This is a genomic window from Pseudochrobactrum saccharolyticum (assembly GCF_008801715.1).
Lineage (GTDB): Bacteria > Pseudomonadota > Alphaproteobacteria > Rhizobiales > Rhizobiaceae > Pseudochrobactrum > Pseudochrobactrum saccharolyticum.
Map to the genome: position 1 here is coordinate 85,124 of NZ_VZPG01000004.1, position 14,167 is coordinate 99,290.

The 14,167-nt window shown below is 48.8% G+C and carries 14 protein-coding genes and 1 pseudogene; 9 read left to right on the forward strand and 6 right to left on the reverse strand.

The window, feature by feature from the left end; translation table 11 throughout:
- Window positions 1-160: 160 nt before the first annotated feature.
- Window positions 161-745: a DUF1134 domain-containing protein gene (locus tag F7P81_RS12700; RefSeq protein WP_075655981.1), complete on the reverse strand. Its 585-nt coding sequence runs from the start codon at window positions 743-745 to the stop codon at window positions 161-163.
- A gap of 107 nt (window positions 746-852) precedes the next feature.
- Between F7P81_RS12700 and F7P81_RS17130 the strand changes: the two genes are divergently transcribed.
- Together F7P81_RS17130 and chpT are read left to right on the forward strand one after the other, a co-directional pair.
- Window positions 853-1,026, forward strand: a complete 174-nt coding sequence (locus F7P81_RS17130; protein WP_170265282.1) for a hypothetical protein — start codon at window positions 853-855, stop codon at window positions 1,024-1,026.
- Between the two features lie 236 nt (window positions 1,027-1,262).
- Window positions 1,263-1,889 (forward strand): annotated as a pseudogene (gene chpT, locus F7P81_RS12705) (histidine phosphotransferase ChpT); the annotation flags it as partial.
- A gap of 224 nt (window positions 1,890-2,113) precedes the next feature.
- On the opposite strand, the gene ctrA reads toward chpT, so the two are convergent.
- The gene (ctrA, locus tag F7P81_RS12710) at window positions 2,114-2,815 is read right to left on the reverse strand and encodes a response regulator transcription factor CtrA (RefSeq protein ID WP_022709454.1); all 702 of its coding nucleotides are present in this window, start codon (window positions 2,813-2,815) and stop codon (window positions 2,114-2,116) included.
- Between the two features lie 446 nt (window positions 2,816-3,261).
- On the opposite strand from ctrA, the gene F7P81_RS12715 reads away from it, so the two are divergent.
- Window positions 3,262-3,648, forward strand: coding sequence for a hypothetical protein (locus tag F7P81_RS12715; RefSeq protein ID WP_022709453.1), 387 nt, complete (start codon window positions 3,262-3,264; stop codon window positions 3,646-3,648).
- Window positions 3,649-4,057: 409 nt separating this feature from the next.
- Here F7P81_RS12715 and sciP read toward each other — a convergent pair whose 3' ends face one another.
- The gene (sciP, locus tag F7P81_RS12720; protein WP_075655983.1) at window positions 4,058-4,333 is read right to left on the reverse strand and encodes a CtrA inhibitor SciP; all 276 of its coding nucleotides are present in this window, start codon (window positions 4,331-4,333) and stop codon (window positions 4,058-4,060) included.
- Window positions 4,334-4,642: 309 nt separating this feature from the next.
- On the opposite strand from sciP, the gene mnmA reads away from it, so the two are divergent.
- Window positions 4,643-5,854, forward strand: a complete 1,212-nt coding sequence (gene mnmA, locus F7P81_RS12725; RefSeq protein WP_175576091.1) for a tRNA 2-thiouridine(34) synthase MnmA — start codon at window positions 4,643-4,645, stop codon at window positions 5,852-5,854.
- A 510-nt stretch (window positions 5,855-6,364) separates the two neighbouring features.
- Here the strand turns inward: mnmA and F7P81_RS12730 are convergent.
- From F7P81_RS12730 to F7P81_RS12740, 3 genes are all read right to left on the reverse strand, one after another.
- On the reverse strand, window positions 6,365-7,192 hold the full coding sequence (locus tag F7P81_RS12730; RefSeq protein ID WP_151159789.1) for a TrmH family RNA methyltransferase: 828 nt from the start codon (window positions 7,190-7,192) through the stop codon (window positions 6,365-6,367).
- A 9-nt stretch (window positions 7,193-7,201) separates the two neighbouring features.
- Window positions 7,202-7,537, reverse strand: a complete 336-nt coding sequence (locus tag F7P81_RS12735) for an ArsR/SmtB family transcription factor (RefSeq protein ID WP_022710093.1) — start codon at window positions 7,535-7,537, stop codon at window positions 7,202-7,204.
- A gap of 469 nt (window positions 7,538-8,006) precedes the next feature.
- On the reverse strand, window positions 8,007-8,504 hold the full coding sequence (locus F7P81_RS12740) for a HugZ family pyridoxamine 5'-phosphate oxidase (protein WP_075655987.1): 498 nt from the start codon (window positions 8,502-8,504) through the stop codon (window positions 8,007-8,009).
- Between the two features lie 342 nt (window positions 8,505-8,846).
- On the opposite strand from F7P81_RS12740, the gene F7P81_RS12745 reads away from it, so the two are divergent.
- The 5 genes from F7P81_RS12745 (at window position 8,847) to F7P81_RS12765 (ending at window position 14,138) form a co-directional block, all read left to right on the forward strand.
- On the forward strand, window positions 8,847-10,454 hold the full coding sequence (locus F7P81_RS12745) for an ABC transporter substrate-binding protein (protein WP_151159790.1): 1,608 nt from the start codon (window positions 8,847-8,849) through the stop codon (window positions 10,452-10,454).
- 63 nt (window positions 10,455-10,517) lie between these two features.
- Window positions 10,518-11,525 (forward strand): ABC transporter permease subunit, encoded by a 1,008-nt coding sequence (locus F7P81_RS12750; RefSeq protein WP_022710096.1) that lies wholly within the window; start codon window positions 10,518-10,520, stop codon window positions 11,523-11,525.
- Window positions 11,526-11,533: 8 nt separating this feature from the next.
- Complete coding sequence (locus F7P81_RS12755; protein WP_028233427.1) at window positions 11,534-12,442, forward strand: ABC transporter permease subunit; 909 nt, start codon at window positions 11,534-11,536, stop codon at window positions 12,440-12,442.
- Between the two features lie 2 nt (window positions 12,443-12,444).
- On the forward strand, window positions 12,445-13,299 hold the full coding sequence (locus F7P81_RS12760; RefSeq protein WP_022710098.1) for an ABC transporter ATP-binding protein: 855 nt from the start codon (window positions 12,445-12,447) through the stop codon (window positions 13,297-13,299).
- On the forward strand, window positions 13,296-14,138 hold the full coding sequence (locus F7P81_RS12765) for a dipeptide ABC transporter ATP-binding protein (RefSeq protein WP_022710099.1): 843 nt from the start codon (window positions 13,296-13,298) through the stop codon (window positions 14,136-14,138). The genes F7P81_RS12760 and F7P81_RS12765 overlap by 4 nt, the downstream gene beginning before the upstream one ends.
- Window positions 14,139-14,167 lie beyond the last annotated feature (29 nt).

Consider the following 14,167-nt stretch of genomic DNA (forward strand, 5'->3'; position numbering starts at 1 on the left):
AATGCATGAAATTTAAATCATTCAGAGTGCATTCCGGTCTGATTTAACCGGATTACTGCTCTGTCCCTTTGACTGAATGCGCATCTGATCCGCAAAATATACGGGATGCGCCTGTAAAAGAGAGAATTTTCCAATTCTCTCTCCGGTCATATATCTGCGATCAGAACGGATTCCATGTCGCGCTTGGTGTCAGCTTGAGATAGCCGATATTGACGCCGAGACGGCCACCGACACCGGTACGGATTGGTACCAGCAGAATATTACCGCGCTTCAGCACATTAAAACCTGCACCGGCAATAATATAGGCAGAGCCGGAAACGCCCGCATAGCGGCCATAGAGCATGTTTACATCATCAAGATTGTAAACGAGCATCATAACGCGCGAACCCTGACCGCCGAAATCCCAACCAAGGGAAGGCCCCTGCCAGTAGGTTTTGTGATCGCCGGCATTTTTGGTGTAGAGCGTGCCTTCACCGTAAGTGAGGCCGCCTACAAAGGCGCCGGAACCTTCTTCACCCAGAATATAGCCGTTTGGCAGGCCGTAACTCTGGAACGCTTTTTCAATGGCGGAGGCAATGCCGCCTGAGGTCGAGCCAAAGAAACGGTGGCCGGAGGCAACAATTTCCTCCATGCTGAAGCCTTCATTGGCTTTGGCCTGCTGCGGTACGACGCTGATCAGAGCCAGTAATCCTATTATGACCGATGCAATATGCACACGGAAAGAGGACAGGTTTAGGGTAGCCATAAAAAAATCCTTCTGGCTGCTTGGCTCATTCTGTCTGACGGGACAATGAGCGCCCTGAACAGGCGCTGTTGTCCGTATTTCCAAACATGCGCAAATGATTGCTGCACATGTTTAAATCCCTGTCCGGAGCAGCAATTCTGATGATTGCTTTATCCGGTATGTATCTTGCCGGAACAGCAGGATACGGTGGTTTGGCGAAACGGCTGTTTGATTTTTATAGCCTTCCGCACGGATATGACCCTTATTGTAGCGTCAAAAACCTTGTCGAATTGTTTATATGAAAAATTGTCCTTTCAATGGCTTAATGAAAAAGCATTAAAGCTGTTTTTGTCCTGTTATTTGGTAATCATTAAGCCTATTGGCGCATAATCACGGCACAAGGATGCCATGGCGTCCTGTTATCAGTTTATGTTCCGGTGATTCGTTTTGCGATGTGCCAGATTTTGCCCGCAAGGCTGAGCCGGAACTTTGATCGAAGCCTGCCGGCAGGCAGATATGAAATTTGGAGATGCAATCAATGTCCTTGCCTGTTGTTCTTTCCGCGGTTGATCTCGGCGCATTGCTGTGCAGCCGCATTTGCCATGACATTATTTCACCGGTCGGTGCGATTAATAATGGTCTGGAATTGCTGGAAGAGGGCGGTGCGGATGAAGATGCAATGGCGCTGATTGCTGCCAGTGCGCGCAATGCATCTGCCCGTCTGCAATTTGCCCGTATCGCTTTCGGTGCTGCCGGTTCTGCCGGAGTGCAGATCGATACCGGTGATGCGCAAAATGTTGCCACCGCTTATATGGCGAATGAAAAGCCTGAATTTACCTGGACCGGCAACCGCGCTTTCCTGCCTAAAAATCAGGTGAAGCTGCTGTTGAACCTGATCCTGATCGGTATTTCTTCCATTCCGCGTGGCGGCAATCTGGATGTGGTGCTGGAAGATGCGGAAACCGATCCGAAAATCAGCATCAAAACACGCGGCCGTATGCTGCGCGTTCCGCCGAAATTTAAGGAATTGCACGACGGTATCATTCCGGAAGAGGCAATTGATGCGCATTCCGTGCAGCCTTACTACACGCTGTTGCTGGCACAGGAAGCCGGTATGGAAATCATTATTGATGTGAGCGAAGAAGAAATCGTCTTCCGTGCGCAGAAAGCAGAAGTCGAACCGGCTTTTCAGGGCGATGTGCCTGAAGCCGATGACGGCACACTCGCCGCCGATGCCGGTACACTGGCTGACGATTAATCAGCTCTGACTCTCAGTTAAATTTGAAAGCCGCGCAGTTTTGAATTGCGCGGCTTTTTAATATTGCTGACACAGGGCAATAAAAAACCCCGCTGAAGCGGGGCTTTTTGAAACCTGAATTGCATAAGAACTTATGCGATTTCGCGGTGATCCATGCTGTCCTGATCGCGCAGCACATAGCCACGACCCCAGACAGTTTCAATATAGTTCTGGCTGCCGGAAACAGCATCGAGCTTCTTGCGCAATTTGCAGATGAAAACGTCGATGATTTTCAGTTCCGGTTCGTCCATGCCACCATAGAGGTGGTTGAGGAACATTTCCTTGGTCAGGGTTGTGCCCTTACGCAGGGAGAGCAGCTCCAGCATCTGATATTCTTTGCCGGTGAGGTGAACGCGCTGGCCGCCGACTTCAACAGTCTTGGCATCCAGATTAACGATCAGATCGCCGGTGGTGATAACAGACTGTGCATGGCCTTTCGAGCGACGAACGATTGCGTGAATACGGGCAATCAGCTCATCTTTATGGAAAGGTTTGGTCATATAGTCGTCAGCGCCGAAACCGAGGCCGCGAACCTTATCTTCAATGCCAGCCATACCGGACAGGATGAGGATAGGTGTCTTTACCTTGGACAGGCGCAGTGTGCGCAGCACTTCATAACCTGACATATCCGGCAAGTTCAGATCGAGCAGAATGATATCATAGTCATAGAGCTTACCCAGATCGATGCCTTCTTCGCCCAGATCTGTCGTATAAACATTGAAGCTCTCTGACTTGAGCATCAACTCGATGCTTTGTGCGATTGCACTATCGTCTTCAATCAAAAGAACGCGCATCTTCAGAATCCTTTTTTCCGCCGCTTAACCTGATCCAGCAGTTAATTGCCTAACAGCACTCGCTTTGAACCAAGTCTGCCACCGAATGGTTAACAAAATATGATTCTCATTGGCAATAGTAAATATGAGTCTTATAGAATTTTCAGTTAACTTATTGAATTTGCAGGATAATCACTCGAAAAATTTCTTAACAAATTAGTTTAAGAAATCGTTATAAGTGACTCATTGGATTCAAAGTTTTAATGTTGCTGAAAAAACACAGTTAATTTACCTAGCCTTAAGTCCTAACGGCTATGATTAACGCTGTACGTAAAGGAATGGTTACCAAAAGCCCGAAATCTTAATTTTTTGTTTCGAAATTAAGTGATTTCTTTGCGTAGAGGGTGGTCGCAGGCAGCAAGTGTTGAAAAATTGCCTGGGAACTTGGTGTTCAAGGAGTAATGCGTATGAAGCCACGTGAGAGTCTTGTCCGGCTGAAACTGTTTCAGGTTAAAGAAAAGCGCCGGCAAATTGGTCAGCTGGACCTGATGATGGGCGAGTTTGAGCGGATGGCCGGTGAGCTTGATGCGCAAATCCAGTCAGAAGAGCGTAAAGCAGGGATTACGGATACCACGCATTTTGCTTATCCGACCTTTGCCAAAGCTGCCCGTCAGCGCCGCGACAATCTTTTTGATTCGATCCGCGATCTGATGTCTCAGAAAGAAGCCGCCGAAGCCGAACTTCTGGAAGCCGAAGCCGATCTCTCCCGCGCCGAAGCCCTCGAAACCCGCGACGGCAAGCTCAAAGAGATTGAAGAGGCACCTGTCTACGATCGTCGCGTCATGATCGGATAAAGATTTCGGCTCTGATGGCCTGCAAATGGCAATTTTCTCCGCTTCCGATGCTCACGTACTGTAAGTACGCTCCGCTTCGGGGCTCGAAAATCACCATTTTCGTCTCATCATAACCAAAATCTGACCGGCTCTGCTTCGTCGGGCATGATGAGAACCGCAGCCTCTGCGTTCTGATCAACAGGTCTCAGTTTTACAAATGCATAATTCCTTAAACCACACGGTCTAAGGAATTATGCATTTTTGTTTTTAGGCTGGTGTTGGTGAAGGGGGGGAATGAGGCGTGGCGTTCTAAGCCCTTGAAAACAAAGAAAGCCGGAGAGCAGAACTCTCCGGCTTGATCTGTAGAATGCGCCGCGTACGGCATATCCTTATTTTGTTTTCATCAGCCCTTTAAAGAGGGAAGATGAAATTAGTGTCTGTATTGTTGAATGCGCGTTGTCCGCAAACCGGCGAGACCATGCTCGTCGATGGACAACTGCCAAGACAGAAACTCTTCGACTGTCAGCGTATAACGCTGACAGGCTTCCTCAAGACTGAGGAGGCCGCCGCGTACAGCGGCAACAACTTCAGCCTTGCGGCGGATAACCCAGCGCCGTGTATTCGACGGCGGAAGATCAGCAACGGTGAGCGGACTTCCGTCCGGACCGATGACGTACTTTACTCGTGGTCTTACCAGATCGGTCATTGTACTCTCTACACAACACTCAAGGACCTAATCACGCTTCACGATAGCGTCACAGCTTTAAAAAAGAGCTAAGCACTCGGTAAGGCTCTGGTAATAAATAATAATTTTCATTAAAGATTATGTAGAAAGAGCTTGAAAACGCCATATTTAAGCCGTTTTGAGGCTTTTTTACTCGTTTTCAGCTCAAAATATTTTATTAAAAAATCTCCTTTGCCCTGCGGCATCTTGGCAAGGCGGGTCACAATGGCCTATATAAGGGGAGAATTTGAAGCAAGATATCGGGTTTTGACCCCGGATATGGACCTAATCATGAAACTGAACAGCCTCGATTTGCCGGGAAAGCCGGAAGATACGCGCATTGTTGTTGCAATGTCAGGGGGCGTTGATTCTTCGGTTGTTGCCGGTATTCTCAAGCGTGAAGGCTATGATGTTGTTGGTGTAACCCTTCAGCTCTATGATCATGGCGCTGCCGTGCACCGTGCCGGTTCCTGCTGCGCAGGACAGGACATTGAAGATGCGCGCCGCGTTTCCGAAAGCCTTGGTATTCCGCATTATGTACTGGATTATGAAGCGCGCTTCCGTGAAGCGGTTATCAATCCTTTTGCCAACAGCTATGTGAGCGGTGAAACGCCGATCCCGTGCGTTGCCTGTAACCAGACTGTAAAATTTGCTGATCTGCTGGCCACAGCGCGCGATCTGGGCGCGGCAGCGCTTGCGACAGGTCACTATATCCGCAGCGGTGCAAACGGCGCTCACAGAGCTCTATTCCGCCCAGTTGATGCGGATCGTGACCAGAGCTACTTCCTTTTCGCCACCACGCAGGAGCAGATCGATTATCTGCGCTTCCCGCTTGGTAATCTGCCAAAAGCGCAGGTTCGTGAAATGGCTGAGGAAATGGGGCTGACTGTTGCCAAGAAGCAGGACAGTCAGGACATTTGCTTTGTCCCGCAGGGCAAATATTCCGATATTATTTCACGCCTGAAGCCGGAAGCGGCGACACGCGGCCATATCGTGCATATTGATGGTCGTGTTCTGGGTGATCACGACGGTATTGTTCATTATACGGTTGGCCAGCGCCGCGGTATTGGTATTGCGACCGGTGAACCGCTTTATGTTGTGCATCTCGATGCTGCCCACGCGCGCGTTATTGTCGGCCCGCGTGAAGCGCTTGAAACACATAAAGTATTCCTGCGTGATATGAACTGGCTCGGTGACGGTCCGCTTGCTGATCTGCCAGCGGAAGGTATGGAAGTCTTTGCCAAGGTGCGTTCAACGCGTCCGCCAAAGCCTGCTGTTTTGCATCATGCGGACGGTCAAACCTGGGTTGAGCTGATTGATGGTGAGAGCGGTATCGCTCCGGGACAGGCCTGTGTGCTCTATTCCGACGACAGCAATACGGCGCGCGTATTCGGCGGTGGTTTTATTGCCCGTTCCGAACGTGCTCCGGAAGCAGAAAAAATGCTTCGTGAACTGACCGGCAATGGCGCAGGAGCGACATCAGGCTCAGTGTCCGCAGCCTGAGCTGCATATGAGTGTTGAAGACTATGATCCGGAGTAAACAGATGAATGATACATTTGTTTACTCCGGATTATTTATGTACTAAGCTTGTCTTCAAAATATATATGCTTGCAAAGCTGTGTTTTGGATATATTCATCGCTCCTGTGATTGCGATAACCTGTCAGATAAGCATTTTATCTTGATCTGATATAACCGGCATCAAAAAACTCCTGAAATACACGGCACTTGAATAACAGCCAGAAGCTGAAGCCAATATTTTCAGAATTGATACGGTTCATCAATAAAATTGAGCTTAGATTCTCACTCTGAAAAGAGTGTTGAAATTCATATATTTGATGATTTATTGAACTGATAATTTAGAATTTAATAATTCTATTTCAGGTTGTATGTATCCAGTATTCTGTTCAGTCAATTGATGCTGAGGTTTTGCGGCATTGACCGCGTTACAGTGAAATGATTTGTTTGCTTCCGGTGGTATGAAACGAGCGGCTTCAGTTTGAAATCAGGCAGTTTAATCAAAATTTGCGCGGCTCAGGCAGGATAATGCGATGCCGGAGGCTGTCGCTACATTCAGGCTGTCAAACCGGCGGGACATAGGAATGCGGGCGCTTTGCAGGGAGGTAAGCAGATGCTGCGGCAGTCCTTCGCCTTCAGTGCCCAGCAAAAGCGCGGTTCGCCCATTTACAGGCAAATCATAGAGCGATTGCGGGCTTTGCGGTGACAGTGCAATGAGGTTGATGCCCGCTTCGGCAACGGTTTTAACAATATCGTCAATCTTGCCGTTATGGGCATAGGGAACTTGTAATGTTGCGCCGACCGAAACACGGATTGCTTTACGGTAAAGCGGGTCGCAGCATGTTTCATCCAGCATCACGCAACTGGCTTCAAAGGCGGCGGCATTGCGGAAAATTGATCCGATATTGTCATGGTTGGATATGCCGCAAAGGATCAGGATAAGGGCATTATTCGGCAAATTCTCTATGAGATTCTGGATGTTATGAAGGGTTTTTCTTTTCCCGACAGCGAGAATGCCACGATGGACATTGAAGCCCGCAATCTGATCCATATCGGATGGCGAGACTGCATAAACAGGGACGTGATCCGGAACCAGAGGCAAAATATCCTGAAGACCGGCCAGTTTGTTTTCGGTGATAAGAAGAGATTCAGCTTCAAACTGCGATGAATTCAGCAGAACGCGTAAGACGACTTTGCCTTCTGCAATGAAGCGGGACTCGCGTCCTGTAAGGTCTTTTTCTTTAATATTGAGATAAGCGCCGAGGCGCTTATCTGCTAAGTCATTAATAAATATGACGGAATTATATTTAGTCTGATTATGCATCAGTTCAGTTTAAGCAAACGCTTCCCGTCTTTTCTCGCTGCGTGCCAGATACAGACTGCCTAATGTTGAAAGCACCAGCTCAATATGCGGAGATGAAACAACATAGTAGATTGTCTGGGCGTCCCGTCTTGTGGAAACAAGATTGAGTGCGCGCAGTTTTGCAAGGTGCTGTGATAATGCAGACTGGCTGAGGTCGATTGCTTTTGCAAGACTCCCCACAGACATTTCATTATGCAACAGCTTACAAAGGATCAGCAGCCTTTTATTGTTGGCGAGAGCCGACAGGAAGTCGGCAGCCTGATCCGCGTTATCGACAAGATTTGCGTAGATATTATCATGTTTCATGTGCAGTCCTACCCCCGTATGACAGCAATTTTGATAGTGCGCTTATAAGAAAGAAATCAGCGCACTATTACAACTACCAATAGAATTGATATTTGCAAGAATTATTTTAAAACGTACAGAATAATTACTCTTTAAGGGAGTGATAAATCGATTTCAAAATTATTTGTTTATTTTATATTTAGCGGTTGCTAAAATATTGAAAATGTCATTTTAAACTAAAATATTAATAATAAATATTGGTCGCTTTTGTAAAAAAATAATCGTTGAATTTCAAAATTTATGAGCAGGCTTTTTAATAAGTACACATTTTTGTGATCTTTTTAATTTAGAGTATTGATAGAGAAAAAAATCTAAGTCAAACACAGGCAGATAAGACGAAGCTCAATCAGATTGTGCTTCGCCGTATCATTCAAAAACTATTATATAAGTCGCAAATGTCGCAGGCTGGACAGCGGGAAATCGTCGATATTTATTGCGGCAGTACAATATCTTCGGTTTTTAGATGGAAAGCTTTTCCGAAACCACCATTGAGACCGGCACTTTCCACATTGAGGCGGAAAATAACAAAATCGCCGAGATCAATATAAAGTTTAACTTTAGGGCGTTTTTCGAGGAATAAATCCCGCAGGCGCTGATATCCCTCCTGACCACGCATGAATTTCTCTGCTGAACAGGCAAGGGTAATGCGCGGATGAACCAGCGGGTCACCTTTATCGGCAGGTTCGCCAAGCAGTAGCGAACAGACAGGATTGGCATCCAAGGCCGGTGTATGGGTGGCAAGGCCCGATGCCAGAAGCAGGGGCGTGTTATCCGTATCAGTGGTGATTGCAACGCGTGTTACACTCGGACGACCGGTTGCCGGATCAAGCACTGCGAGTGAGCCGTAAGTAGCATTTGAAATCAGCTGAACAGCGAGTACACGTGCTTCCTCTGTTGTCTGCTGGATGACGTCTTTCTTTTCACTCATAATCCTGCCTCATTTTCCGTGTCTTGTCCTGATCTATCAATAGCTTGCGTAACGTCCGGTACTGTTCCGATTCTGACAGGAACGGGCGCAAACAGGCTGATTACTAGCAGCTAATCACAAAAAAATCCTGCGTGCTTTGTGAAATTGAAACGGTTGAAAAGCCGAAATTATCATTAAAAATCAAATATATATTTTTTATGTCTAATTATGGAGCGGAATTATTTTTTCTGCGCCGTTGACCAAGACGTAAATTCAACTTGCCTTTTTGCCGCGCAAAATGCTTCTTTACGCCTCAGACTGCGACGTGAGGCGTTGCAGCTTGTTATCGGGTGGAGGCCTATAATGAAATTTCACACTAAACTTCTTGCTGCGACTGCGCTGACCGCTGCCATGATGGCGGGTTTTTCCGGCGCTGCATCCGCAAAGACGCTGGTATATTGCTCGCCGGCATCGCCGGAGGGATTTGATCCGGCACCTTACACAGGTGGTGATACTTTTGATGCGTCTGCGCATCCGGTTTATAACCGTCTGGTTGAGTTTGAGAACGGCACAACTGTTGTTGAGCCAGGTCTCGCTGAAAAATGGGAAGTGTCCGAAGATGGTCTGGAATATACATTCCATCTGCGTAAGGGCGTAAAATTCCAGACAACTGATTATTTTACACCGACCCGTGATTTCAATGCTGATGACGTTCTGTTCTCATTCGACCGTCAGCGCAACAAAGACAATCCTTGGCACCAGTATACTGCCGGTATTTCCTACGAATATTTCGACAGTATGGAAATGGGCACTCTGATCAAGGATATCGTCAAGGTTGACGATAATACTGTTAAATTCGTGCTGACACGTCCTGAAGCACCATTCCTCGCCAATATTGCGATGCCTTTCGTATCCATTATGTCGAAAGAATATGCGGACAAGCTGGACGCAGAAGGTAAAAGAGAAAACCTCAACCAGTTCCCAGTGGGTACCGGTGCGTTTACTTTTGTAGCCTATCAGAAAGATGCGGTTATCCGCTTTAAAGCGAATCCTGATTACTGGGGTGAAAAGCAGAAAATCGACGATCTGGTTTTCGCAATCACAACCGATGCTGCAGTTCGTGCGCAGAAGCTGAAAGCCGGCGAATGCCATCTGATGTCTTATCCGGCTCCGGCAGATATCAAAGGCCTGCAGGCTGACAGCAATCTGAAGGTTGATGAACAGGCCGGTCTGAATATTGCATATTTTGCCTATAATACGCTTGTTGCACCTTTCGATAAGCCGGAAGTACGTAAGGCACTCAATCAGGCTGTGAATAAGCAGGCGATCATTGACGCCGTGTTCCAGGGTTCCGGTCAGGTTGCCAAAAACCCGATCCCACCAACAATGTGGGGTTACAATAACGCGATTGAAGACGACAAATATGATCCTGAAGCCTCGAAAAAGGCTCTGGAAGCTGCCGGCGTTAAAGATCTGAAGATGAAGCTTTGGGCTATGCCTGTAAGCCGTCCTTATATGCCGAATGCACGTCGTACAGCTGAGCTGATGCAGGCCGATCTGGCCAAAGTCGGTGTAACAGCTGAAATCGTTTCGATGGAATGGGGTGAATATCTCAAGAAGTCGGGTGAAAAGGATCGTGACGGTGCGGTTATCCTCGGCTGGACCGGTGATAATGGTGATCCGGATAACTTCCTCGGCGTTCTGCTCGGCTGTTCCGGTGTTGGCAGCAACAACCGTGCACAATGGTGCTATCAGCCATTTGAAGATCTGATCCAGAAGGCCAAAGTGACTTCCGATCAGGCAGAGCGCGTTAAGCTTTACGAGCAGGCACAGGTAATTTTCAAGGAGCAGGCTCCTTGGAACACACTGGCACATTCCACAGTTTATGTGCCTATGTCTGCCAAAGTTACGGGCTTTAAGATGAGCCCGCTCGGTGATTACCGTTTCGACGGTGTTGATATTTCCGAGTAATTCTTAAAAGGAGAATGACCGGGCGCTGGATGAAATATTTCAGCGCCCGGTCTTGCTATATTCATGATACGATTCATTTTAAGCAAAATTGCCTATCTGATACCGACATTTTTCGGCATCACTATTCTTGCTTTCGGCTTCGTACGCGTTTTGCCGGGTGATCCGGTCCTGCTGATGGCAGGTGAGCGCGGCGTATCGCCGGAGCGACATGCGGAGCTGATGAAGCAGTTCGGTTTTGACAAGCCGATGTGGCAGCAATATCTGGATTATATCTGGAATTTGCTACACGGCGATTTCGGCATGTCCATGGTTACCAAAAAACCGGTTATTACCGAGTTTTTCACGCTTTTTCCGGCGACAGTCGAACTGGCGCTGTGTGCTATTGTGCTTGCGGTTCTGATCGGTATTCCTGCCGGTGTTTTCGCGGCGGTTAAGCGCGGTTCGTGGTTTGATCAGACATCGATGGGCGTAGCACTGGTCGGCTATTCCATGCCGATTTTCTGGTGGGGCCTGCTGCTTATCATTCTGTTTTCGGGTATTTTACAGTGGACACCGGTTTCCGGCCGTATTTCACTGATGTATTTTTTCCCGCCGGTTACCGGTTTTATGCTGATTGACAGTCTGCTGTCGGGGCAGAAGGGGGCTTTTACCTCTGCGCTTTCGCATCTGATCCTGCCGACAGTCGTATTGGCAACAATTCCGATGGCGGTGATTGCACGTCAGACCCGCTCGGCTATGCTTGAAGTCTTGGGTGAGGATTATGTCCGCACAGCGCGCGCCAAAGGCCTTGGCCAGCGTCGTGTTATCGGGCTGCATGCTCTGCGCAATGCGCTTATTCCGGTTATTACCACAATCGGTTTGCAGGTCGGCGTTTTGCTTGGCGGTGCTATTCTGACTGAAACTATTTTCTCCTGGCCGGGGATCGGCAAATGGATGATCGACAGTATTTTCCGTCGTGACTATCCATCTGTTCAGGGCGGTTTGCTTCTGATCGCCATCCTTGTGATGGTCGTTAATCTGGCTGTTGATTTGCTTTACGGCTTAATCAACCCGCGCATCCGGCATAAGTGAGGCTTCCAATGAGTAATTCTACTGTACCAATGGAAAAGTCAGTTGACGTGTCTTTGCGACGCCAGCTTGCCGATTTCTGGTATTATTTTAGCGTGAACCGCGGTGCGGTTCTCGGCCTGATCGTTTTCGTCGCGCTGGTTCTGGTGGCTGTTTTTGCACCTTTGCTGGCTCCCCATGATGCGACACAGCAATATCGTGACGCATTGCTGACCCCTCCGGTCTGGCAAGAGGGCGGTAAAGCTGCATTTCTGCTCGGTACAGATGCGGTTGGCCGCGATGTTCTGTCCCGTCTGATTTACGGCTCGCAATATTCGCTGTTTATCGGTCTTGTGGTTGTTGTTCTGTCGCTGGTTTCCGGTGTGACCGTTGGTCTGATCGCCGGTTTCTTTGGCGGCGTGGTTGATACAATCATCATGCGCGTGATGGACATCATCCTGTCCTTCCCGTCGCTTATTCTGGCGCTGGTTCTTGTGGCAATTCTCGGACCTGGTCTGATGAATGCGATGATCGCTATCGCGCTTGTTTTGCAGCCGCATTTTGCGCGTCTGACCCGTGCGGCCGTGATGGCGGAAAAGAACCGTGAATATGTGATTGCTGCCCGCTTAGCCGGTGCCAGCCGTCTGCGTCTGATGTTCAAGACCATTCTGCCGAATTGCATGGCACCGCTGATCGTGCAGGGCACTTTGTCCTTCTCCAATGCGATCCTTGATGCTGCTGCTCTGGGCTTTCTTGGTATGGGTGCACAGCCACCGACACCGGAATGGGGTACAATGCTTGCTGAAGCGCGTGAATTTATCACCCGTGCATGGTGGGTTGTTACATTCCCGGGTCTTGCTATCCTGATTACGGTTCTCGCGATCAATCTGGTTGGCGACGGTCTGCGCGATGCGCTTGATCCAAAACTGAAGAGGAGCTGATAATGGCTCTTTTAGAAATCAAAAATCTGACAGTTGCCTTTGATACGTCAACAGGTGCTTTCAAAGCCGTAGACGGCATCGATATTTCTGTCGATGCCGGTGAGGTTCTGGCTATCGTTGGTGAATCCGGTTCGGGTAAATCCGTTGGTATGCTGGCGGTGATGGGATTGTTGCCGAAGACTGCAACAGTCACTGCGGACAAGATGCTGTTTGACGGCCGTGATCTGCTCAATATGAGCGATAAAGAACGCCGCGCGATTATCGGTCGTGAAATCTCCATGATTTTTCAGGAGCCGATTGCCAGCCTCAACCCGTGCTTTACCGTTGGTTTCCAGCTTGAGGAAGTTCTGCGCTTCCACCTGAATATGGGTAAAGCACAGCGCCGTAGCCGTGCGATCGAGCTTCTGGAACTGGTGGGCATCCGTGATGCCTCTGAGCGTCTGGGCAGCTATCCGCATCAGATGTCCGGTGGTCAGTGCCAGCGCGTGATGATTGCCATTGCGATTGCCTGTAATCCGAAATTGCTGATCGCGGATGAACCGACAACTGCGCTTGATGTGACCATTCAGAAACAGATCCTTGATCTCTTGATGCGTTTGCAGGAAGAGCACGGTATGGGCCTGATTATGATTACACATGATATGGGTGTTGTGGCAGAAACCGCAGACCGCGTTATCGTGCAGTATAAAGGTCATAAGATGGAAGATGCGGATGTGCTCTCATTGTTTGAGAATCCGCAGAACCCTTATACAAAAGCACTGCTTTCAGCCCTGCCGGAAAATGCAACCGGTGACCGTCTGCCAACGGTTTCGGATTTTGTCTTGCAGAATGCCGCATCGTCAGGAGCTGCCCAATGAGTGAGATCGTTCTTGAAGCCCGTAATATTGTGCGGGATTATCACACTGGCGGCGGTTTGTTTTCCAAGGCGAAAACTGTGCATGCGGTGAAAAATGTCAGCTTCTCGGTCGAGAAGGGCAAGACACTGGCTATTGTTGGTGAAAGCGGTTGCGGCAAGTCAACACTTGCCCGCATCCTGACTTTGATTGACCCGCAGACATCCGGTGAATTGCTGATTGACGGTCATCCGGTGAATATTGCCACCGATGGTCTGACCCGCGAAATGCGCCAGCGTGTGCAGATTGTGTTTCAGAACCCGTATGGCTCGCTCAATCCGCGTCAGAAAATCGGTGATGTGCTGGCGGAACCACTGCTGCTGAATACCAATATGACAGCGGAAGAGCGTCAGGAAAAAGCGATGCAGATGCTGCTCAAGGTCGGTCTTGGCCGCGAGCACTTCAATCGCTATCCGCATATGTTCTCCGGCGGTCAGCGTCAGCGTATTGCTATTGCCCGTGCATTAATGCTCAGCCCGCGCCTTCTGGTGCTGGATGAGCCGGTCTCGGCACTCGATCTCTCGGTGCAGGCGCAGGTGCTTAATCTTCTTGCGGATCTGCAGGAAGAGTTTGAACTGACCTATGTTTTCATCAGCCATGATTTGTCTGTGGTACGCTATATCGCCGATGAGGTGATGGTGATGTATTATGGTGAGGTTGTTGAATATGGCACACGTGACGAGGTGTTTAATCATCCGCGTCATGACTATACGAAGAAGCTGTTCGGGGCCACTCCGCGTTCGGATATCGAAAGCATTCGTCAGCGTGTGACTGAACGTGCGAAAAAACGTTCAGCAGCCTAAACCGCGATTACAGTGATAATAAAAACGCC

Coding starts and splice junctions, on each gene's coding strand:
- sciP (WP_075655983.1), bottom strand. CDS start 4,333: ATGACCGATCTGGTAAGACCACGAGTAAAGTACGTCATCGGTCCGGAC.
- F7P81_RS12740 (WP_075655987.1), bottom strand. CDS start 8,504: ATGAGTGAAAAGAAAGACGTCATCCAGCAGACAACAGAGGAAGCACGT.
- F7P81_RS12715 (WP_022709453.1), top strand. CDS start 3,262: ATGAAGCCACGTGAGAGTCTTGTCCGGCTGAAACTGTTTCAGGTTAAA.
- F7P81_RS12750 (WP_022710096.1), top strand. CDS start 10,518: ATGATACGATTCATTTTAAGCAAAATTGCCTATCTGATACCGACATTT.
- F7P81_RS12745 (WP_151159790.1), top strand. CDS start 8,847: ATGAAATTTCACACTAAACTTCTTGCTGCGACTGCGCTGACCGCTGCC.
- F7P81_RS12760 (WP_022710098.1), top strand. CDS start 12,445: ATGGCTCTTTTAGAAATCAAAAATCTGACAGTTGCCTTTGATACGTCA.
- F7P81_RS12765 (WP_022710099.1), top strand. CDS start 13,296: ATGAGTGAGATCGTTCTTGAAGCCCGTAATATTGTGCGGGATTATCAC.
- F7P81_RS12730 (WP_151159789.1), bottom strand. CDS start 7,192: ATGCATAATCAGACTAAATATAATTCCGTCATATTTATTAATGACTTA.
- mnmA (WP_175576091.1), top strand. CDS start 4,643: ATGAAACTGAACAGCCTCGATTTGCCGGGAAAGCCGGAAGATACGCGC.
- ctrA (WP_022709454.1), bottom strand. CDS start 2,815: ATGCGCGTTCTTTTGATTGAAGACGATAGTGCAATCGCACAAAGCATC.
- F7P81_RS12735 (WP_022710093.1), bottom strand. CDS start 7,537: ATGAAACATGATAATATCTACGCAAATCTTGTCGATAACGCGGATCAG.
- F7P81_RS12700 (WP_075655981.1), bottom strand. CDS start 745: ATGGCTACCCTAAACCTGTCCTCTTTCCGTGTGCATATTGCATCGGTC.
- F7P81_RS17130 (WP_170265282.1), top strand. CDS start 853: ATGTTTAAATCCCTGTCCGGAGCAGCAATTCTGATGATTGCTTTATCC.
- F7P81_RS12755 (WP_028233427.1), top strand. CDS start 11,534: ATGAGTAATTCTACTGTACCAATGGAAAAGTCAGTTGACGTGTCTTTG.